This is a genomic window from Pararhizobium sp. A13 (genome assembly GCF_040126305.1).
In the GTDB taxonomy this organism is placed as follows: Bacteria; Pseudomonadota; Alphaproteobacteria; order Rhizobiales; family Rhizobiaceae; genus Pararhizobium.
In genome coordinates, this window is the sequence record NZ_CP149511.1 from 77,385 (window position 1) to 97,695 (window position 20,311).

The 20,311-nt window shown below is 60.7% G+C and carries 17 protein-coding genes and 2 pseudogenes; 15 read left to right on the forward strand and 4 right to left on the reverse strand.

Annotated features, from left to right (window positions below):
• Positions 1-657 precede the first annotated feature (657 nt).
• From WI754_RS21880 to WI754_RS21945, 14 genes and pseudogenes are all read left to right on the forward strand, one after another.
• Entirely contained in the window at positions 658-1,224 is a 567-nt protein-coding gene (locus WI754_RS21880; RefSeq protein WP_341487426.1) for a TetR/AcrR family transcriptional regulator, read from the forward strand.
• A gap of 6 nt (positions 1,225-1,230) precedes the next feature.
• A complete protein-coding gene (locus WI754_RS21885; protein WP_341487427.1) occupies positions 1,231-1,833 on the forward strand; it encodes a DsbA family protein in 603 nt (200 codons plus the stop codon).
• Positions 1,834-1,907: 74 nt separating this feature from the next.
• Positions 1,908-3,284 (forward strand): FAD-linked oxidase C-terminal domain-containing protein, encoded by a 1,377-nt coding sequence (locus WI754_RS21890; protein ID WP_341487428.1) that lies wholly within the window; start codon positions 1,908-1,910, stop codon positions 3,282-3,284.
• A 41-nt stretch (positions 3,285-3,325) separates the two neighbouring features.
• Positions 3,326-5,621 (forward strand): annotated as a pseudogene (locus tag WI754_RS21895) (molybdopterin guanine dinucleotide-containing S/N-oxide reductase).
• A gap of 185 nt (positions 5,622-5,806) precedes the next feature.
• The gene (locus tag WI754_RS21900) at positions 5,807-7,459 is read left to right on the forward strand and encodes an ABC transporter substrate-binding protein (protein WP_341487429.1); all 1,653 of its coding nucleotides are present in this window, start codon (positions 5,807-5,809) and stop codon (positions 7,457-7,459) included.
• Positions 7,460-7,491: 32 nt separating this feature from the next.
• Positions 7,492-8,502 carry an ABC transporter permease gene (locus WI754_RS21905; RefSeq protein ID WP_341487430.1) on the forward strand — a complete coding sequence of 337 codons (1,011 nt, stop codon included), beginning with the start codon at positions 7,492-7,494 and terminating at the stop codon, positions 8,500-8,502.
• Positions 8,499-9,347 (forward strand): ABC transporter permease, encoded by an 849-nt coding sequence (locus WI754_RS21910; RefSeq protein WP_341487431.1) that lies wholly within the window; start codon positions 8,499-8,501, stop codon positions 9,345-9,347. The genes WI754_RS21905 and WI754_RS21910 overlap by 4 nt, the downstream gene beginning before the upstream one ends.
• Complete coding sequence (locus WI754_RS21915) at positions 9,326-11,029, forward strand: ABC transporter ATP-binding protein (RefSeq protein WP_341487432.1); 1,704 nt, start codon at positions 9,326-9,328, stop codon at positions 11,027-11,029. The genes WI754_RS21910 and WI754_RS21915 overlap by 22 nt, the downstream gene beginning before the upstream one ends.
• Positions 11,026-12,117: an LLM class flavin-dependent oxidoreductase gene (locus WI754_RS21920; RefSeq protein ID WP_341487433.1), complete on the forward strand. Its 1,092-nt coding sequence runs from the start codon at positions 11,026-11,028 to the stop codon at positions 12,115-12,117. The genes WI754_RS21915 and WI754_RS21920 overlap by 4 nt, the downstream gene beginning before the upstream one ends.
• Positions 12,118-12,259: 142 nt before the next feature.
• Entirely contained in the window at positions 12,260-13,363 is a 1,104-nt protein-coding gene (locus WI754_RS21925; RefSeq protein WP_341487434.1) for an LLM class flavin-dependent oxidoreductase, read from the forward strand.
• A complete protein-coding gene (locus tag WI754_RS21930) occupies positions 13,363-14,559 on the forward strand; it encodes an acyl-CoA dehydrogenase family protein (protein ID WP_341487435.1) in 1,197 nt (398 codons plus the stop codon). Before WI754_RS21925 ends, WI754_RS21930 begins: the two co-directional genes overlap by 1 nt.
• A 2-nt stretch (positions 14,560-14,561) precedes the next feature.
• Positions 14,562-15,545: a 2-dehydropantoate 2-reductase N-terminal domain-containing protein gene (locus tag WI754_RS21935; RefSeq protein WP_341487436.1), complete on the forward strand. Its 984-nt coding sequence runs from the start codon at positions 14,562-14,564 to the stop codon at positions 15,543-15,545.
• Positions 15,511-16,053 (forward strand): FMN reductase, encoded by a 543-nt coding sequence (gene msuE, locus WI754_RS21940; RefSeq protein ID WP_341488043.1) that lies wholly within the window; start codon positions 15,511-15,513, stop codon positions 16,051-16,053. Before WI754_RS21935 ends, msuE begins: the two co-directional genes overlap by 35 nt.
• A 288-nt stretch (positions 16,054-16,341) precedes the next feature.
• Positions 16,342-17,379, forward strand: a complete 1,038-nt coding sequence (locus WI754_RS21945) for an IS110 family transposase (RefSeq protein ID WP_341486398.1) — start codon at positions 16,342-16,344, stop codon at positions 17,377-17,379.
• A gap of 364 nt (positions 17,380-17,743) precedes the next feature.
• Here WI754_RS21945 and WI754_RS21950 read toward each other — a convergent pair whose 3' ends face one another.
• Both WI754_RS21950 and WI754_RS21955 read right to left on the reverse strand, forming a co-directional pair.
• Entirely contained in the window at positions 17,744-17,965 is a 222-nt protein-coding gene (locus WI754_RS21950) for a hypothetical protein (protein WP_341487437.1), read from the reverse strand.
• A gap of 84 nt (positions 17,966-18,049) precedes the next feature.
• Positions 18,050-18,169: pseudogene (locus WI754_RS21955) on the reverse strand (LysR family transcriptional regulator); the annotation flags it as partial.
• A 196-nt stretch (positions 18,170-18,365) separates the two neighbouring features.
• Between WI754_RS21955 and WI754_RS21960 the strand changes: the two are divergent.
• Positions 18,366-18,605 (forward strand): helix-turn-helix transcriptional regulator, encoded by a 240-nt coding sequence (locus tag WI754_RS21960; protein ID WP_349438035.1) that lies wholly within the window; start codon positions 18,366-18,368, stop codon positions 18,603-18,605.
• Positions 18,606-18,852: 247 nt separating this feature from the next.
• On the opposite strand, the gene WI754_RS21965 is transcribed toward WI754_RS21960, so the two are convergent.
• Positions 18,853-19,275 carry a hypothetical protein gene (locus tag WI754_RS21965; protein ID WP_349438036.1) on the reverse strand — a complete coding sequence of 141 codons (423 nt, stop codon included), beginning with the start codon at positions 19,273-19,275 and terminating at the stop codon, positions 18,853-18,855.
• A gap of 108 nt (positions 19,276-19,383) precedes the next feature.
• Positions 19,384-20,052, reverse strand: a complete 669-nt coding sequence (locus WI754_RS21970; protein WP_341487439.1) for a hypothetical protein — start codon at positions 20,050-20,052, stop codon at positions 19,384-19,386.
• Positions 20,053-20,311 lie beyond the last annotated feature (259 nt).

Sequence of the window (20,311 nt, forward strand, 5' to 3'; positions counted from 1 at the left end):
GTCTAGGCGTCGAGGACTCTACACTTAGAGGAGTCGATCCTATGGCTTCCAGTCGTATCGATCCGGATGCGCAGCAACCTTGGCCTCTGTGATGCTGCCTGGATCGCGATCCTCAGGGCGGCAAGCTTGGCGACGAAGTTGGTGCCATGCCGAACGTCGCCCACCCTACCCTCGACGTCGAGGAACCGGACGAAACTTTGACCCCGAAGCTACTGGCTGTCGCCGTTGCAAAGGTCGAGGCCAAGGTGGCTGTCGTTTGGCACTTAATCGTAAGACTCTCTCTGTAATAGTTTCAATGAGATAGCCCGGCACTTAAAGTGAGATTGGGCAGTTAATGCCGGCGAATACATGACTGCTGGTCACGGGCTCCACCCCTTAGATCATCGCTTGAACCCTCCTTAGATTATCGCTTGGGCCTTCGGCCGGTCGATTTTGGTGATCGAGGCGTCCCGGCAGCTCGACTTGAGTTCCCGTTATGCACGTCAAGGGTCGCAGGCCCAAAGGTTTTCCATATGCGTCAGAGCAAAAAATATTCCCAACGACGCGTCCAAACGGAATGACCTGTCTTTCTCTCACCTATTGGCACGCATAGAAACCTATCTTGCTGCACTCGCATGTAAGAGCGCGCTGTTTCGAGAAGGCTCCGCAAGCAGTTCAATGAAAGCTTCCATTTCAGATCACATCCTCGCGTCTGCCGGCGCACTCTTCTACCGCGAAGGCATTCGCGCTGTTGGCATCGACCGCATCATCGAAGAAACCAAGGTTGCCAAGGCGACGCTCTATCGGCATTTCCCGTCCAAGGATCATCTTGTCACGGCCTATCTTCAGGACCGTCACGAGCGGGTCATCCGCTCTCTGGAAGAGGTTCTGAACGAAGTCCCCCGCCCGCGGGATCAGCTCAATCTCATCTTCGAGCGGCTGCATGACAAGGCGGACAGCCCCGAGTTTCGCGGATGCGCGTTCGCCCTGGCAGTGGCCGAGCACGGCGATTCAGAACGCGTTGTTACCGTCGCGCGCGCCCACAAGGCGGCCGTCAGCCAGATGTTTCGCGCGCTGATGGAAAGGGCGGATGTCGAGACGGCTCAGCCGGCCGTCCATCTTTCCCTTCTTTACGAGGGCGCGCTGGCGACAGTTGCAGTCGGGCGCGATCCTCAGGCTGTGCTGACCGCCAGGGACTGCGCTCTTTTCGTATTCGACGCAGCGCGTCCTTCAACGAGGTCCTGAACAGATATGGCAAAAGTAATTGATTACTTCTTCGGTATCGGCTCCCCATGGGCTTTCATCGGTCTAGATGCTTTTTCGGAACTCGCGTCCAGGCATGACGCCGTGATCCGGCCGCACGTCATCTCTCTGATCGAGGACAACGGTGGCATTTATTCGCGCAACAGGCCGGAAGCCCGGCGCGCCTACTGGACCAAGGACCTGAAGCGCTGGGCAGTCCTGCGCGGCAAGACGCTGAACTTCGAAAATCGCGCTGCCCTGTCCGATCCCACGGCTGCCGGCTTCATGGTCATCGCGGCCATCGAGGACGGCTTGGACTGGCTCGGGCTCACGCGCGCTCTGCAGACGGCATTCTGGACGGACGCGGCGGATATCGGCCGGAGCGAGGTGCGCCAGGCAGTTGCCAGTTCGGTAGGGATCGATGGGGCAAGGCTGGAAGAGCGCGCCCAGGCCGAGGCTACCCAATCGATCTGGAGATCCAACATCGAAAGCGCCAGGAATGCCGGCGTCTTCGGCCTTCCGACGTTTCGTTACGAAGACGAGCTCTACTGGGGGCAGGATAGCCTTCCATTCCTTGAGCGCCACCTGAACGGCGAGAAGATCGCCGTCTGACAGCTAGCCTAGTGAGACTCGGTGCGGGTCAATCTGCATCCGTGCCTGATCTTACCGAAAGAGGGACGTGAAAGATGGGCATCCTATCCGCTGAGCTATCGCGCCAATTGCTGGCGAGGTTCGGTGATCGCTTCTCGATCTCGCAGACCCTGCGCGAGCAGCACGGCCGCGGCGAATCCCATCACACGCCGGCAATCCCGGATGCCGTGGTATTCGCGCAAAGCACTGACGACGTCGCCGAAGCCGTCCAGCTCTGCGCCGCGGCAGGCGTGCCCGTCATCGCATTCGGCGCGGGAACCTCACTCGAGGGGCATCTGACCGCAGTGCGCGGCGGCGTGTCGATCGATCTTTCGCAGATGTCGCAGATCATTCGTGTCAGCGCCGAGGATCTCGACTGCACCGTCCAGGCCGGCGTCACACGCGAACAGCTGAACGCGCATCTGCGCGACCAGGGCCTGTTCTTTCCGATCGACCCGGGCGCCAACGCTTCGATTGGCGGCATGGCGGCGACGCGAGCATCGGGCACCAACGCCGTGCGCTACGGCACCATGCGTGAGAACGTGCTGTCGCTGACCATCGTGCTACCGACAGGTCAGGTCATTCACACCGGCGGACGGGCACGCAAATCGTCTGCTGGCTATGACCTCACCCGCCTCTTCGTCGGCTCGGAAGGTACGCTCGGCATCATCACTGAAGTGACGTTGCGGCTCCAAGGCATTCCGGAAACCATTTCGGCTGCCCTCTGCTCGTTCGAGAGTGTGGAGCAGGCGGTGAGCGCCGCGATCGCCATCGTGCAGCTTGCCATCCCAGTCGCGCGGATGGAACTGATGGACCGCGGCCTGATTGCTGCTGCCAACGCCTATTCCGACCTCTCACTCAAGATCGAAGATACACTCGCCTTCGAATTCCACGGGTCTCCTGCCTCGGTTCAGGAGCAGGTCGAGCTGGTTGCGGAGATCGTGAAGTATCACGGTGGCAAGGATTTCGAATGGGCCAATGCGCCGGAAGAGCGAAATCGCCTCTGGAAGGCCCGTCATAACGCCTTCTACGCAGTCGTCTCGCAGAGACAGAATGCCAAGGGCTGGTCATCCGATGTCTGCGTTCCGGTGTCGGAACTCAGCGGCTGCATTCTGAAGACGCGAGCACTGCTGCAGGACTGCAGTGTTCCGGCTGCCATTCTCGGCCATGTCGGCGACGGCAACTATCATGTGGTCTTCGCCGTGGATCCCGAGAACAAGGCAGAGCTTGCCGAAGTCGCCGCCATCAACAAGAAGATGGTGGAACACGCAATCTCCGTCGGCGGAACGTCGACCGGCGAGCACGGCGTCGGCACCGGCAAGATCGGCTATCTGCGTCAGGAACACGGAGACGCCGTCGAGCTGATGGCCGTTCTGAAACACGCCATCGATCCCAAAGGCATCATGAACCCCGGCAAGATCCTGCCGGTGTGAGTGTTGCCGATCTTTCCACCCTTGTCGCGGGAGACGGTGCGATGGACGGCTTCAAACCCCACAGCTCTCATTGGGGTGCATTCTATGGACGGCATCAGGGCGAAGCTCTCGAAATCCGTGCGCATCCCGCCGACCCGCACCCATCGCCCCTGCTCGGCAATCTGCCCGCAATCGCCCATAGCCCCGCCCGCATCCCCGGCCGTCAGGCGCGACTGGCTTGAAGGCAGGCCCGATAATGCCGAGATGCGCGGGAGCGACGGTTATGTCGAGGTCAGCTGGCCGGAAGCGCTCGATCTTGTCGCCAATGAGCTTCGCCGCGTTCACGGCGAAGCCGGACCACAGGCCATCTTCGGCGGCTCGTACGGCTGGTCCAGCGCAGGGCGGTTTCACCATGCCCAAAGCCAGATCCACCGCTTCCTCAACGTGTTCGGCGGATATGTCAGATCGGTCAATACGTACAGTTCGGGCGCGGCGATGGTCATCATTCCGCATGTGCTCGGTCCTTACGATAGCTTCGACCGAAAGAGCGTCACCTGGGACGCGATCGAACGCAGCAGCGAGCTGATCGTTGCCTTCGGCGGCATGGCGGTCAAGAACACCGATGTCCATGGCGGCGGCATCAGCCGGCACGTCGTGCGCCCGGCGCTGAGTGGTGCTCGTGCGCGCGACGCGCGTTTCGTCCTCATAAGCCCGCTTAAGGATGATCTTGCCGCCGATCTGGAGGCTGAATGGCTGCCGGTCATCCCCGGAACCGATGTCGCGCTCATGCTCGCGATCGCCTTCGTCCTCGTCAGCGAGGGACTGCATGACCGGGAATTTCTTGACCGGTATACGGCAGGCTATCCACGCTTCGAGGCTTATCTGCTGGGACGCGAAGATGGCGTCGAGAAGAGCCCCCAATGGGCAGCCGGCATCTGCGGTATAGCTGCCGATACGATCGTGGATCTGGCACGGCGCATGGCGAACGTCCGAACGCTGATCACCGTCAGCCATTCCCTGCAGCGCGCCGACTACGGCGAACAGCCGGTCTGGATGGGGATCGTGCTGGCGGCCATGCTCGGCCAGATCGGGCTCGATGGCGGCGGCTTCTCCTATTCGATCGGCGCGCTGGGCAACATCGGCAAAAGCCAGCTCGCTGTTCCCCTGCCGACGCTCAAGCAATTCCACAATCCGGTGCCGGATTTCATTCCCGTCGCACGGATCGCCGATATGCTGCTGAACCCGGGCGAACTGTTCCACTACAATGGCCAGGCTCTGCGCTATCCTGACATCCGGCTGGTCTATTGGGCCGGCGGCAACCCGTTCCATCACCATCAGGATCTCAACAGGCTTCGCCATGCGTTCAAGAAGCCGGAGACGATCATCGTGCATGAGACAGCCTGGACGTCCTCGGCACGCCACGCCGATATCGTCCTGCCCGCGACCACGACGCTCGAGCGCGACGATATCGGTGCGGCCGACCGCGATCCGATGATGATCGCGATGAAGAAGCTGATCGAGCCGGTCGGCGAAGCACGCGACGACTACGATATCTTTGCGGAAATCGCAGAGCGCCTCGGCAAGCGCCGCGAATTCACCGAGAACCGGTCGAGCCGTGAGTGGCTCGCTTTCCTCTTCGAGACCACGCGTACAGCGCTCACCGCCGCAGGTCATTCGGCGCCGGATTTCGAGACCTTCTGGGAGAAGGGCGAACTGCAGCTGCCGGTAAAGCCTGACGATGGCGGCCCTGCGCGTGCATTCCGGGCCGATCCGGACGCCAATCCGCTGCCGACGCCATCGGGCAAGGTTGAAATCTTCTCTGAAGCGATAGAAAGCTTTGGTTATGACGATTGCCGGGGCCATCCGCGCTGGTTTGAACGGGACCCGAAGATAAAGGCGGCGGAAAGCCGCTATCCTCTCTATCTCGTCTGCAACCAGCCCCACTCGCGCCTTCACAGCCAGCTGGACTATGGTGACTTCAGCCGTTCCACCAAGATCGGCGGCCGCGAACCGGTGCGCATCAACCCGGCGGATGCGGCAGAGCGTGGCATTTCGGACCGGGATATCGTCAGGCTGTTCAACGCCCGCGGCAGTTGCCTGGCGGCCGCGGTGATCAGTGCAGATGTAAAACCTGGCGTGATGCAGCTTGCCACCGGCGCGTGGTTCGAGCCCGATGATGCGCAGGCCGAGATGGCCATGTGCGTTCATGGTAACCCGAATACCCTCACCCGCGATGCCGGCACGTCTCAGCTTGCCCAGGCCTCGACCGGGCAGCTGACAAAGGTCGATGTCGAGCGCTTTGCCGGGGAGTTGCCGCCCGTGCGCATTCTCGACGGAATGACGTTCATCGACGAATAGACCGGCAGTGGCACCACCCTTACCGGGCGAACGGCCACCGGAAATCCTGATCCCCGTGCTTCAGACGGCCCTGATAAAATAATCTACAAATTTGATCGAAAAAGAACAACCAGTCTTTCTCGAAATCGATCCGCTCACATAGGCTCCTGTTCGTAATCAACCCGGCAACCAGACAGGACCCCTTTATGAACGACCGTTCTTCTCGCCCTCTTCTTTCCCGGCGTCGTCTGCTGACCGCCACCTCTGCACTGGCATTTGCCGCTCTGGTCGCGACAGCGACTGTAACCCCGGTATTGGCTGAAGACGGAGCGTATGATGGCGGAGAGGTCGTCTTCCTGATCGACTCCCTCGGGGACACCTGGATTCCCAACAACAGCGCGATCTCGAGCTTTCAGGGCCATATCTGGGGCCATGTGACTGACAAGCTTCTCTATGTCGATGCCGCCGGCAAGGTCAGCCCATGGATCGCCGAGCGCTGGGAGCAGAACGACAATGCGACTGAATTCACCCTGTATCTCAAGAGCGGCGTGACCTTCTCCGATGGCAGCCCGCTCGATGCGGCAGCCGTCGTCGCAAATCTCGACATCTGGTATGCCGGGCGCAAGAGCGAGGGCATCAATCCGATCGGCCTGTTCCCCAAGACCTATGATCATGCCGAAGCCGTCGATGCGACAACTGCAAAGGTCTTCTTCAAGAAGCCGACCCTGGGCTTCATCCCGACCCTCGGCTACCACGGGTCGATCCTAATTTCCCCGAAGACCATCGCCTCGCCGGCGAATGCCCAAGCGGACTTGAGCAAGACCTCCGGCAGCGGCCCGTATGTCGTCGAGTCTTGGAAGGAAGGCGACTACGTCAAGCTCGCCAAGCGCAAGGATTACAACTGGGGGGCGGCAGCGGTCGGCCAGACCGGTCCCGCCCACCTTGATACGATCACCTACAAGCTCGTGTCGGAACCGTCGCTGCGCGTCGCGGCGGTCCAGTCCGGTCAGGCCGACGTCGCCTATAACGCATCGCCTCAGGAACTCGAGTCCCTCAAGTCGGAAGGCCTCACGGTAGCGACACCCCGCTATCTCGGCTTCGTCAACGGCTGGGCGATCAACACCAAGCTTGCCCCCTACGACGACGTGAAGGTTCGCCAGGCGCTTCAGGCAGGCATCAATCGCCAGGAAATCATCGACACCGTCTATACGCCCGACTGGAAGCTTGCGACGTCGTTCATCCAGAGCAACGTTCCGGGTGCGGCCGACCAGAGCGCGCTCCTCGCCTACAATCCTGAAAAGGCGGAGGAGCTTCTCGACGAGGCAGGCTGGAAGAAGGGAGCGGACGGCATCCGCGTCAAGGATGGCAAGCCGCTGTTGCTGACGCTGAACTCGAACCCCTACCTCGCGACATCGAAATCGATCGACGAACTGATTTCGCAGCAGCTCGGCAAGATCGGCTGGAAGGTCGATATCCGCGCTTATGACGTCGTCACCTTCGGCCAGAAGGTGAAGTATGGCGGCGCTGGGGTGCCGGCATATGAGGTAACGCGCTCCTTCATCGACGCCGGCACCGTCGCCGGCATTCTGACCAACGCCAACAATGGCGAGAACTGGTTTGCGCTCGACGAGAGCGACAAGACCCTCAACGACCTGCGCGACAAGATCGCCGGCGCCGGCTCCATCGAAGCCCGCAAACCGCTTCTCGACGAACTGCAGAAATACGTGCTCGACCAGGGCTATTTCATTCCGCGAACGCAGATCGTCCAGCGCATCTACGTGCAGTCGCCGAAGCTCAAGGGCGAGGTCTACAATGGCGTCGCCTATGCCAGCTACTACACCGCGACGAAGAGCGAATAGTCGGCCGTTCGACTGACATAGAGGTGCTGGGCATGAGCAAGGCCTATTTCAACTACGCTGGAAAGCGGCTCCTGCAGGCAGTCGTCGTCATCCTGCTGTCTTATGTCTTCACCTTTGTGGTCGTCAGCATCCTGCCCGGCGATCCGATTACCAACGTCCTGAACAACCCGCAGAACGGCTTCACGCCGGATGAGATCAAGGAGATCATCGCTGCGCAGGGGCTGGACAACCCGATCCCCGTGCAGCTTTGGAACGCCTTTTCCGGCTTCGTGAGCGGCGATCTCGGCCTGTCGATGCGAACCAACCGGCCGGTCGCGACGCTGATCGCGGAGGTTCTGCCGTCGACGCTGGTGCTTGCCTCCGCGGGCCTCGCGGTTGCGCTTTTCCTGGCGGCGATCATCGCCTACGGAACGCAATTTCTGCCGCGGCGGTTTGGGCAGGGCCTGCTGCGCGGCTTCCCGTCGCTGTTCCTTTCGGTTCCGAACTTCGTGATCGGCCTGGTGCTGATCCACCTCTTCGGCTTCCAGCTCGGCATCTTTCGCGTCATCGAGCCCGACAGCTTCTGGGCAACGCTTTTTGCAGCGATCGCCCTCGGCATCCCAATCTCCGCGCAGATTGCCGAAGTCCTGATTGCCAATCTCGACCATGAGTCCGGCCAGGACTATGCCGCCGTCGCACGCGGGCGCGGGCTCGGCCAGATGCGGCTCTTCGTCATGCACCTGCTGAAGCCGTCATCGCTGCCGGTCATCACCGTCGTCGCGCTGACGATCGGCGAGTTGCTCGGAGGCTCGCTGATCACCGAGACGGTGTTTGGCCGAAACGGGCTTGGCAGCCTGGTGCAGCGGTCGGTCAGCACTCAGGACTTGCCGGTTCTGCAAGCGGTCGTTTCGCTCGCCGCGGTGGTTTTTGTCGTCGTCAATCTGATCGCCGACCTCACCTACCCGCTGCTCGATCCCCGCGTAAAACTCCTCGGCACGCAGCAGCGTCGCCCGACAGCCGCTGATGACAGCTCTCTCCCCATCTCCAAGGCGGTGACCCCATGACGCTCGCCTCGATTTCTTCCACACCGCGTGCGACGCTGATCGGCCGCCTGACGGGCCTGCGTGTGCCGCCCGTCGTAATCCTCTCGTTCCTGGTCGTCGCTCTGGCGATCGCCTGGTCCTTGGCGCCTGGCCTGTTCACCGGCTACGATCCGGTGAACGGCACTCCCGCCCAAAAGCTGCTTGGCCCAAGTGCGGCGCACTGGTTCGGCACCGATCATCTCGGCCGCGACCTGTATGGCCGCGTCGTCTATGGCACGGCCTCATCGGTGGCCAGCGCGCTGATCGCGGTCGTGATCGGCGTTGTCGCCGGCGGTGTTATCGGATTGCTGGCCGGCTTCTTCGGCGGCTGGGTGGATACGGTCTTCGCCCGCCTCGTCGATGTCTTGCTGGCAATCCCCAAATTTCTGCTGGCGGTCATCGTCGTCACTGCGATCGGTTTCGACACGACGAATGCGGCAATCGCGACGGGCGTCTCCGCCGTCGCTCTTTTTGCCCGGGTGATGCGCTCCGAAGTCATCAAGACCAGGCAGGCAACATTTGTCGAATCGTCGTTCCTTCTCGGCGGATCGCGCTGGCACATTCTATGGCGTCACGTGCTCCCCAACGCATCGCGATCGGTGCTGCCGCTTGCCGTCTTGCAGTTCGGCGACTCCATCCTGGTAATCGCCAGCCTTGCCTTCCTAGGCTACGGCGACCCGCCACCTGCTTCCGATTGGGGCCTGCTGATCTCGATCGGCAAGGATTACCTCAAATGGCCCTGGCTTGTTTACGCCCCGGCCCTCGTCACGATCGCAACCGTTCTCTCTGTAAACAGGATCAGCCGATGGCTCCGCAAGACAGACTGACCACGTTTTTGAACCGTCCATCGTGTCCGTTGCTACGGGCAGAAGGATTATCGGTGGCCTACGGTACCAACAGGGTCGTGTCCGATGTCGGCTTCGAGCTTCGACGCGGCAAAAGTCTCGCACTGATCGGCGAATCCGGATCCGGCAAGTCGACCATCGCCCGCGCCGTCCTGCGGCTGCTTCCTACGACGGGATACGCCAAGGGCCGCGTCGAATTCGATGGCCAGGAGCTTCTGGGGCTTTCGGAGCGCCGCTTCCGCCCCTTCAGGGGACGCAGGATCGGCTTCGTGCCGCAGGACCCTGGCAACTCCCTGAACCCAGTTCGCACTATCGGCGCGCAGGCAATGGAAGCTGCCGCACTTCTGGACGAACCAGACAAGGCGCTTCGCAAGGCACTCGTTCTGGAGACATTCGCGCAGGTCGGGCTCGATAATCCGCAGCGCATCTATGACTCCTACCCCCATCAGCTTTCCGGCGGCATGCTCCAGCGCGTGCTGATCGGTCTCGCCGTTCTGCCGCGACCGACGCTGCTGGTCGCAGACGAGCCGACCTCCGCACTCGATGTGACGATCCAGAAGCGCATTCTCGACCTTTTGTCGAAGTTGCAGGAGGAGCTGCAGATCAGCTTTCTCCTGATCACCCATGACCTAGCGATTGCAGCCGAGCGCGCGGATTCGATTGTGGTCCTCAAGGACGGCGCCATCCAGGAAGCCGGCAGTACCGCTACGGTATTCTCTGCCCCTTCCTCGTTCTACGCCAGAAAGCTTCACGACGATGTGCCGGCACTGAACCCGGACCGGTACCGGCCATTGCGAGAGCCTGGTTTCCGGCACCACGGCGCCAGGCGCGAAAAGAAACCGAAGATCGAGGTCAGCGGCGTAACGAAGAACTTCACCGTCGACGGAAAGGTTCTGACCGCCGTCAACGACGTCTCGTTCGACGTTCAGGCAGGAACGACACATGCGCTGGTCGGTGAATCCGGATCCGGGAAGACAACGGCGATCCGGCTTTTGCTCGGGCTGGAGCAACCCGATACCGGGAAGATCGCTGTCGGCGGCGAACAGGTCAACGGTCGGTCACCGGAGCAGCTTCGCTCTGTCTGGCGGCACCTGCAGCTCGTCTACCAGAACCCCTTCACGTCCCTTGATCCGACGTGGAACGTCGAGAAAATCGTGCGCGAGCCGCTGGACCGCTTCGAGATCGGGACACATCAGGAGCGGGTACTCGCGGTGCGCAAGGCGTTCGCAGATGTCGGGCTGGGGGAGCATCTCTTGTCCCGCAAGCCTGCCGCCTTGTCTGGCGGCCAGCGCCAGCGCGTTGCCATCGCCCGGTCGCTTGTCTTGAAACCCGATGTGATTGTGCTTGACGAACCTACCTCGGCGCTCGACGTCAGCGTCCAGGCCGATATCGTCGAAGTACTGCTGTCGCTGCAGGTCAAGCTCGGCCTCACCTACATCTTCGTATCGCATGATCTGGCGCTCGTGCGCCAGCTTGCCCACACGGTCTCGGTTATGCAGCGCGGACGCATCGTCGAGCATGGCACTGTTGCAGAGATCTTCGACACCCCTCGCCAGCCCTACACCCGTTCGCTGCTGGAATCGATCCCATCAGGTGCCGCGCGCCTTTCGCCGCCCCCTCCCCCGCAGTACCGGCAGATCTTCAACGAGGAAAAGATCGCATGAGCGTCTTCGCCCCCGCCCCGGCGCAGTCCGCGTCATTCCGTCCGAAGAAGCGGCTCGGATTCAACACGCGCGTCTCGTTCAACGATGAAACCGGCCCAGCCCATGGCTTGCGGGAAGGCATCGAGCTTTTCAAGGCGGCAGAACGTCTGGGCTATCAGTCGGGTTGGGCCTATCAGCGGCATTTCGACCACTATCTATCCTCGCCGCTGCCCTTCTTTGCCGCGGCAGGTCAGCATACCAGCCATATCGTGCTGGGCTCGGCCGTCATTCCGATGCGTTATCAGGACCCCATCCTGCTGGCAGAAGCCGCAGGCACGACCGACCTACTGATCGGCTGCAGATTGGAACTGGCAATCTCTACCGGCGCCAACGCAGCCTTCGATGCCGTCTTCGGCACGGTCGAAGCCGACGCCCGGACGGAAGCCAAGCGCCGTCAGCAGCGCTTTCTCTCCGCGATCTCCGGCGAAGTTCTGCACACCGTCGCAGAACCCGGCCACGGTGCCGCGCAAGGCAGCCAACTGAGGGTGACGCCGCACAGCCCGACCCTTCGCTCGCGCATACGCCAAGGGTCCGCCAGCCTCGGGTCGGCGATCCAGGGCGCCGAACTCGGCATCGGGTTGATCGCCGGAACCGTACAGCACGACCACGCCGAGGGTGAGAGCTTCGGAAACTATCAGGCCCGTTGCATCGAGGCTTTCCGAGCCACCTGGCGAAAGCAGCGGACAAGCGAGCCGCCGCCTGTTGCCGTGGCAGCGTCGATCCTGGTCGGCACGACGCCGGACCTTCGCGAAAGATACGCAGCCTATGATCTCGAGCGCCGTACCCAGGGCATTGCCGCATCGCGGCCGAAGGGCGCTCTCGAACCGAGCTCGCGGACCAACCAGCCGCCGGGTAGCCAGATCTCGCCTGTCTTCCACGGCACACCGGACCAGGTAGTCGAAGCAGTACTCAGTGATGCCGGGCTGGCTGCGGCCGACGAGATCGTTCTCTTCCTGCCGCCGGCCTTTAGCCTCGCCGAGAATATCCAGCTGCTGACCGACCTCGCCGCGACTATCGCCCCCAGCCTTGGCTGGTCGCCTGATTGGTAGAACCTCCACTTGAAATTTGAGCGGCGTCAGTCGTCAATTAGATATATTTTCTATGGTTTAGATAGAAATAGAAAGACCTGTCTTCCTTAGCCTTTGTCTGCCGCCTAACTTTCGACCACTATCGACAATCAGAGGAGCTCCCATGTCCGCGGAATTCATCAGCGTCAGCTTTCCCAACGCCTCGAACGACCTCAACCCTATTCCGGACGCTCCGGTCGATCCCCACTATCTCGAGCGCTACTCGCGCGCCCTCGACGACTACGGCTTCAACTACACGCTGATCCCCTACTCGTCGTCCTCCTTTGACCCCTTTACCCTTGGCGCGACCGTTCTGGCGCATACGAAGAACATCAAGATCATCGTCGCGCTGCGGCCCAATACCGTCTACCCGACGGTGGCTGCCAAATCGCTTGCCACGCTTGACCAGTTGAGCAGCGGACGCGTCGTCGTCCACTTCATTGCCGGCGGAAGCGATGACGAGCAGGCGCGCGAGGGCGACTTCCTCAACAAGGAACAGCGCTACGAGCGGCAGGAAGAGTATATCCGGATCCTTCGTCAGGCCTGGACGTCCAAAGAACCTTTCGACTTCGATGGGAAGTACTACCAGTTTAAGCAATTCCGCAGCGCGGTGCGCCCAACCAACGGGCCGATCCCGATTTCGGTCGGCGGCTCTTCTGATGCCGCGTATCGCATCGGGGGTTCACTAGGCGACATTTTCGGGCTCTGGGGCGAGCCGCTGGCGGAAACCAAGCAGCAGATCGAGCGCATCTATGCCGAGGCGGCAAAAGCAGGCAGGACGGACCGGCCGCGGATTTGGGTGACCTTCCGCCCGATCGTTGCAGAAACCGACGAATTGGCATGGGAGAAGGCCCACAGGGTGCTCGACCATCTCAAGGATAACCGGGAAAAGGGCCTTCATCGCGCGCCGCTCTCCGCCCCTCGCCCCGCCAATGTCGGATCGCAGCGGCTCCTTGATATAGCCGCGCGTGGCGACGTCCATGATCGCGCCCTGTGGTATCCGACGGTCACGGCGACCAATGCCTCCGGCGCTACCACCGCGCTCGTCGGATCGCCGCGCACGATTGCCGATTCAATCCTCGACTATATCGATCTCGGCGCCGACCTGATCTCCATCCGTGGCTACGACAATTTCAACGATGCCGTCGACTACGGCCGCTACATCCTGCCGCTCGTGCGCGAGGGCATACGTGAGCGGGAAGAGGCTAAGAAGAAGGCCGCAGCCTGATGATCGCGCGCGACACGGCTTTCGATCCAAGCCTGCTGAGCGCGACGACGCGCGCTCTTGCGGATGCTGCTCCCGAGGCGGACCGGACCGGGGATTTCCCCTGGACAGGCATCCGTGCGGTCCATGAAAGCGGTCTGCTCGAAAGCACTGTCGCGGCGAGATATGGCGGCGCCGGCGCAACGCTCCACGAGTCCGCGACGATCCTTGCGGCACTCGGCCGGGGTGATCCGTCGGTTGCACTGATCAGCGCCATGACGATCTTCAACCATCTCGGTCAGGCAACGAAAAACCATTGGCCCGAGGAGCTCTACAAACGCTTGCTTACGCAGGCCAAGCAGCATCCGCTGCTGCTCAATGCCGCGCGTGTAGAACCGGAACTTGGCTCGCCCGCCCGCGGCGGCTTGCCGGCGACGGTTGCCCGGCGTACCGCCTCCAGCTGGTCGATCACCGGCCGCAAACGCTTCGTCACAGGGGCACACGGCCTGAGCCATTTCCTGGTCTGGGCGCAGACCGATGAAACACCGGCCCGCGTCGGAACATTCGTCGTGCCGAACAGGCTTCCGGGCATTCGCATCATTGAGAATTGGAACAGTCTTGGCATGCGCGCCTCCGGCTCTCACGATGTCGAATACACCGATGTCGAAATCCCGCTGGAGAATGTCATCGATCTGGTCGATCCATCCGTTGCACAGCAGGACAACCGTGCCCACGCGGCAATCACGCTGGCGCTGACCGCGCTCTATCTTGGGGTGGCCGAAGCCGCTCAGGAGGCGTTCATCCGCTTTGCTCACGACCGCGTTCCGACCAACCTTGGCCATCCGATTGCCCGCACGGAACGCTTCGCAACGCTTTCCGGCGAGATCGACCTTCTCGTCTCCGGCGCCCGGCAGATCATTTTCGATGCCCTGAAGGACAAGCAAGCCGAGGCCGAAAAACACATCAGGGCCCGGCTGCTTGCCGGCCGGCAGCTGCGCGACGCGGTGCAGATCGCCGTGCGCGGCATCGGCAATCCCGGCCTCGGGAACGAACTGGGGTTGGAGCGCCATTTCCGGGACATTCAGTCGGTGCTCGTCCATGCCCCGCAGGAAGACACGTCCATTTCCATTCTCGGGCGGGCCGCCTTCGAACGTTGGAAGAGCGAAAAGGACACGCCAATGGCGCCTCCGGTCAGTCTCACTGTATTGAAAACGGCGTGATCATGACACGCTACATCATCATCGGTGCCGGCGCGGTCGGCGCGAGCCTTGCGGCCGAGTTCGAAACGCATGGCATCCCCTATGTGCTCGTTGGGCGCGGCGCGCAAATTGCCCATATCGCGGCTCACGGTCTCTCCTATCGCCGGCCGGGCGGACACCGCGTGCTCAGCCTCAACACCGCCGACACGGCCACGCCACCGACGCTTCAGCCGGATGATATTCTCGTCCTTGCGGTCAAGGCGCAGGATGTCGAGTCGGCCACGGAATTCTGGGCCTGGCGGCAGGTCGAGGATGCAGGCTTTGCATCAGAACTGCCCCTCGTGACATTGCAAAATGGGCTGGCTGCGGAAGAGATCGCGCTGCGGCGCTTCAATCGTCTCTATGCAGCCAGCATTCGTATTCCGGCGCGCTACACCGTCACCGGCGAGGTCGTCGTCGGGGGCGAGCCGAATGTCGGTATCGTCGCGCTTGGACGCTACCCGGAAGGGCTCGACGACACGGCTTTGTCGATAGTAGCGGATCTTGCAAAGGCGGACTATCTCGCCGAAGCGCGCCCCGACATCCGGCGATGGAAGGCCGCCAAGCTGGAGCATAACGTCGCCAATGCGGTCGAGCTTTTCGCCGGCGCTTCCGAGCTCCGCTCAAAGGCCGCCGCCGGCTTGGCGCAAGAGGCACGCGCTGTTCTAGTTGCCGCCGGCTATGATCCAGCCTCTCCCTCGGAGTGGAAAATCGACATCTCATCCTGGCGCGTCGCCCCGGAGAGCGGCATCGAGCCCGGCCAGCAATCGACCTGGCAAAGCTTCACCCGCGGCACCTCGAGCGAGGTCGATTATCTGAACGGCGAAATCGTCCGGCTCGGCCGCATCCACGGCGTAGCGGCCCCTCTCAACACCGCCTTCCAACAGGCCGCGGCGAGGCTTGCGCTAGAAGGCCGGCCACCGGGCACGAGGGATATCGCCGAAATCTTCGGCGGGGTTGCCAGCTAAGTCTCGGTCGCTGGTCCGGCATGTCGCCGAACGCGTGAGCAGCCGCTATGGCTTTGATGTCGCCGTCTACGACATGATTGATGTCGGGCCATCGCTTGGTTCTGCCCTTTGGCGCAAGCAGCTTGATGAGAAGGCACAACATGTGCTGCAAGAGATTGTCTCCGCCGAGGTCCTTATCATCGGCGCGCCGACCTATAAGGGCTCATACCCTGGCCTCTTCAAGCACTTGATCGACCTCATTGATCCGCATGAGCTGAAATCTAAGCCAATCCTCATCACCGCAACAGGCGGCGGGGATCGTCACGCGCTGATGGTAGAGCACCAACTTCGCCCGCTCTTCGGATTCTTCATGTCTCACACCCTGCCAACGGCGGTCTATGCATCGAATCGTGATTTCCTCTACTATGCTGTCGCTTCTGAGCACCTCAGCAACCGCATTGACGAAGCGGTTAGCGAGGTGGGTGTCTTCTTCCCGGGACGAGTGCCGACACGCGAAGCTGCCGCGTAGTTTTATCGGCGCGCGGGGCCGTCATCCAGTGATCGATCTTCCCCAAGGAGCCTCGCTGCGAAAATCAGTGATGTCTCGCCTTGAACGGATCAGAACCGACGACCTTTGTTGTTTAAGAAGCCCTCCGTTTCAAAGTCACAGTAGCGGACATCGGCTCGAGCCTACGGAATGACCGATTTGGTGCAAAGCTGCCGTTCGGGAAGCTCTTGATGTTGGAGTGGACGGCCCCTGAACGGCATCGAAATGTGCCAGAATGAGCTGTTAAGATCTCAATCGAAGGGGCCGCCCATGGACAAGATTATTCGTATTGGCATGGATACGTCAAAGCATGTTTTTCAGTTGCATGGCGTGAATGCTGGAGAGAAACCAGTCTTGCGCAAGAAAATGCGACGCAAGGAGATGATCGACTTCTTCACGACCTGCCCGCCAACTTTGGTCGCGATCGAGGCCTGTGGTGGTTCGCATCATTGGGCACGGCTGCTCACCTCATTCGGACATGAGGTAAAAATGATCGCGCCGCAACTTGCCAAGCCCTACGTCAAGCGGAACAAGAACGACGCGGCCGATGCGGAGGGGCTCTGCGAGGCAATGAGCCGCCCAACGATGCGGTTTGTTCCCGTTAAGACAGTTGACGAACAAGCGGCACTCATGCTGATCAGCGTCCGTACCCGTCTCATAGCCAACCGCACCCAACTCGCCAACGCAATCCGGGGCTACGCCAATGAGTTTGGTGTCTCCGCAGCCAAGGGGCTGGCGCATATCCCTCTGCTGCTTGAAAAGGTACAAGCCGACGGGACTGTGCCAGAGCTCGCACAGGAATTGTTCATGAGCCAGGCCGAGGAATACGCCCAGCTGGAAAAGAAGATTGCTGATGTGGAGGCCAAGGTAAAGGCATGGCAGCGTAACGACGAACGCAGCATACGTCTCAACACCATTCCCGGCATTGGCCCAATCGGTTCGGCTCTTTTGATAATGAAGACACCCGCTCCGGAGCTCTTCAAATCTGGTCGCCAGTTCGCGGCCTGGATAGGGTTGACGCCAAAGGATCACTCGACCGGCGGCAAGCTGCGGCTCGGTGGTATCACGCGAGCCGGCGATGAAGCTCTGCGGGCCGTCCTGGTGGCTGGAGCAACCGCTGTCATTCATCACGCGCGGCGATCTGGCAAGGCTTCTCGATGGCTGGCGGAACTGCTCAAGCGCAAGCCGCCTAAACTTGCAGCTGTCGCACTCGCTAACAAGATGGCGCGCGTGGCCTGGAAGCTCATGGTCTCTGGAGAGACATACAGCGCACAATCAGGACCAGCTTTGACGGGATGCGTCGCATGAAGATTGGGAAGCAAGAACCCGGGACATCCTGATCTTCGCCACGTGTTGGTAATACGACAACTTGCAAGATAATAGCAGATGGTGTGATCGATCGATCCGGGACACAGGATACCCCGGGGATCCCTTTGGCCCCTCAAGGCCGCCTTGATGTCTGGGACCTGTGTTGCGGAAACCATCTTGGCCAGCGTTCATGTGCGAACGCAACAACAGGCCGGACATATGGACGCAAGCGATCAGATCAAATCATCTCAAAATATCTTGCGAGTCGGGGGCCGTCCACATAAGGGATATGAACCGCGGTCGTCACCCTCAATTTATTCAAGTCTATGATAAACCGGGGGCCATCAGGCTTTGCCAAACGGGCCTAGTTCATGAGCCTGCGAAACAATCGCACAAGGCGGCGAAACTCGACCTCCTCACCCTCGAACCAGGCGTCCAGCCCGCAGTAGGCGACGGCGGTGGCTGCATCGCTGCCATAAAGCGCGTGTGCCTGGTCGATGATGGCGTCATCGGCCGGATTGCCTTGGGCGGCGGGTTGCGAACTTGTGGCTTGCGGTCTCTTGGACCGGACTGGATTGCGCGACATTATCGCCTCCCGCTCTCAAGTGAGTTTGAAATGATCGCCAGCGGTCCGGACGTTTGTCGTCCGCTGCGCCGCCCCTCTAAACGATCACCCCGACAGCGCTGCTGCAAGCTGTCTGGGCGGTCTGACCAGCGAGCGGGCAATATCGATGATGTCGTCACGCGCGGTGGTCGGATCCTCTGTGTTCCAGGCACCCCCCATGCCGAGCGATGGACAGCAGACGACGCGTGCGGCTGGCTCCGCTCGCATAGCTGGACTATCGGCTGACAGGGCGCAATTGTGCGTACGCGCAGGAGTGCGGCTAGAAGAATCGCCGCATTACGCCTACAAGCGTAGTCATAGTAACTCGAATCAAAGACGTCAAGCGTTTTTCGCTACGTCCGTATTCATTTTGTGAGTTTTTATGGCAGCACTTACACCCGAAGCAAATAGAGCCGCTCGCGCGATGTTGAAATGGTCCGTCAGAGACTTGGCCCAAAATGCCGGAATCGCGTTTTCGACGGTACATCGTTTCGAGTCGACGGGAACCGCAACAGAAGCGACCAAGAAGAAGATCAAAGCCGCGTATGCTGCTCATGGTGTCGAAATCACAAATGGTGACTACACCGGCGCGCGTCTGCTTTTGCGCCGGTCTGAGAATTAGGGACTCGCGCTCAATTCCGCGCGATGGCGGGAAGTCAGATGGACACAAATCTCGGTAGTCCCTAAAGACTGGTTCCGTATCGACCCAAGGGCCCGTCGCGGTATCGCGCAAGTTCCACAGGAGATATTATGCGATCCTGCGAGCACAAATCGGGAACGAAGATCGTTTGCCTTCCGCTTTACGCACAGGAGCGGACAATCCCCGCGGGCCGCAAGTCCGCCTACTCCCCAACGAACTACCGTCCTCTCTAGCAGCCCAATGCGCATTTGAACGAGCCAACGCGCCCGTAATTGAGGTCGAACAAGTCGCCGGCCTCGTTGAATGAAAGCGTGTGCTCGTCATAGGTGAACGACATCGTATCTGCATCGATCTTACCAAGGCTCACCAGGCGAAAGCCTTTGTCGGTCCTTTGGCGAATGCGAATTCCGTTCCTATGTCCGAGCGCGGTGTTGCATTTTCCAGGCTTCAGTATGCCGATCATCGGTGATTGCTTGCTCAGGAAGATTGAGAACGCGTGATTGTCCTTTGTCTCAGCCCTCACCCAATCCAACCAACTCGTCTTGAAGCCATTGTTCGTGGGGCAGTTCGGCCGGCCCACGAGGACTTGTGCGGATGCTTCACCGCCGTAGCCGAGTAACATGCAAAACGTCAAAACGTGCGCTGCCTTCATCTAAACTTCCTCCAAAGTCGCATCGAGTTCATAGCAGACAGTCGGTGCTCAACCAGCTCCAAGTCTTTTCGATCGGAATGACGGGGCCCGCGCCCGTTTCGAACGACGTCAATTTTTGAGGAAGGCGGCATCTCCTGTAGCCCATCCAAGCCGGAGCTGGGCCCCGTTGCTCAAAGAGAGCCCAACTCCGCGGTCAGGTGCAACGTCCAGGTCGAATAACCGGGTGAACGCGGTGAAATCGGCGAACCACATCCTCGTGGGCGAGAATGAATGCACGATCATCGCCGCCTCGTCCGTTTTGAAGCGCTTCGCTTCAATCACTGCTGACGCGGTGCGGTGCAGCAGCTGATAGCGGATATGTGCCGGTGGTGTCTCTGCCAAGCCAAGGACATCGCATATGTGACGCATCCTCGCCAACTTGCCGACAGACGGTGTCTTCAGCCACTCCCCGACTGTCGGTCCGAAAGGCTCGTTCACCTTTCCTTCGATCGTCGCCGCGCATGTTGCGCCACCGTATCGGATCAAGGCGAAGATATCATTTTGACTATCGCGGTTGCCCCCGCGCAGCGGAACTTTATGCTCCGGGAGAGCAAGCAACAACTCCGTCGTATCGGGGAACAGTCCCGAGATTTCCGGAGGCAGACCAACGCTCTGTTCCCAACAGTGCGCGAGCGTTTTCGCCGAATAACCGGTGCGCCACTGTTTTTCAGGTTCTGCAAGAAACCGCCGCCAGGCTGAAGGACCGAGACTTGGAATGTAAATCTTGTTTCGCTTCAAGTTCTAGCCCCATCTGTGTCGGCCTGTGCTGCCCTGGATTTCCGCCCCTCTCGCACGCACCGCATGTTCATTTCCCCGAGCCGCGTAGGCGTCGTCGATATTTTATATGCGCCGGGCGAGGCGACCGTTTCGATTTGTTCGAGGTGCCGAGCCGCTGCGACCGATTGTCCAGCCAGCCAAGAAGAGCGATAGCGCCAATCATCAAGATGGCTATGGCGGCTCCTTTATGAGAATATCCGACGCTGTTGGAACCGCCCCG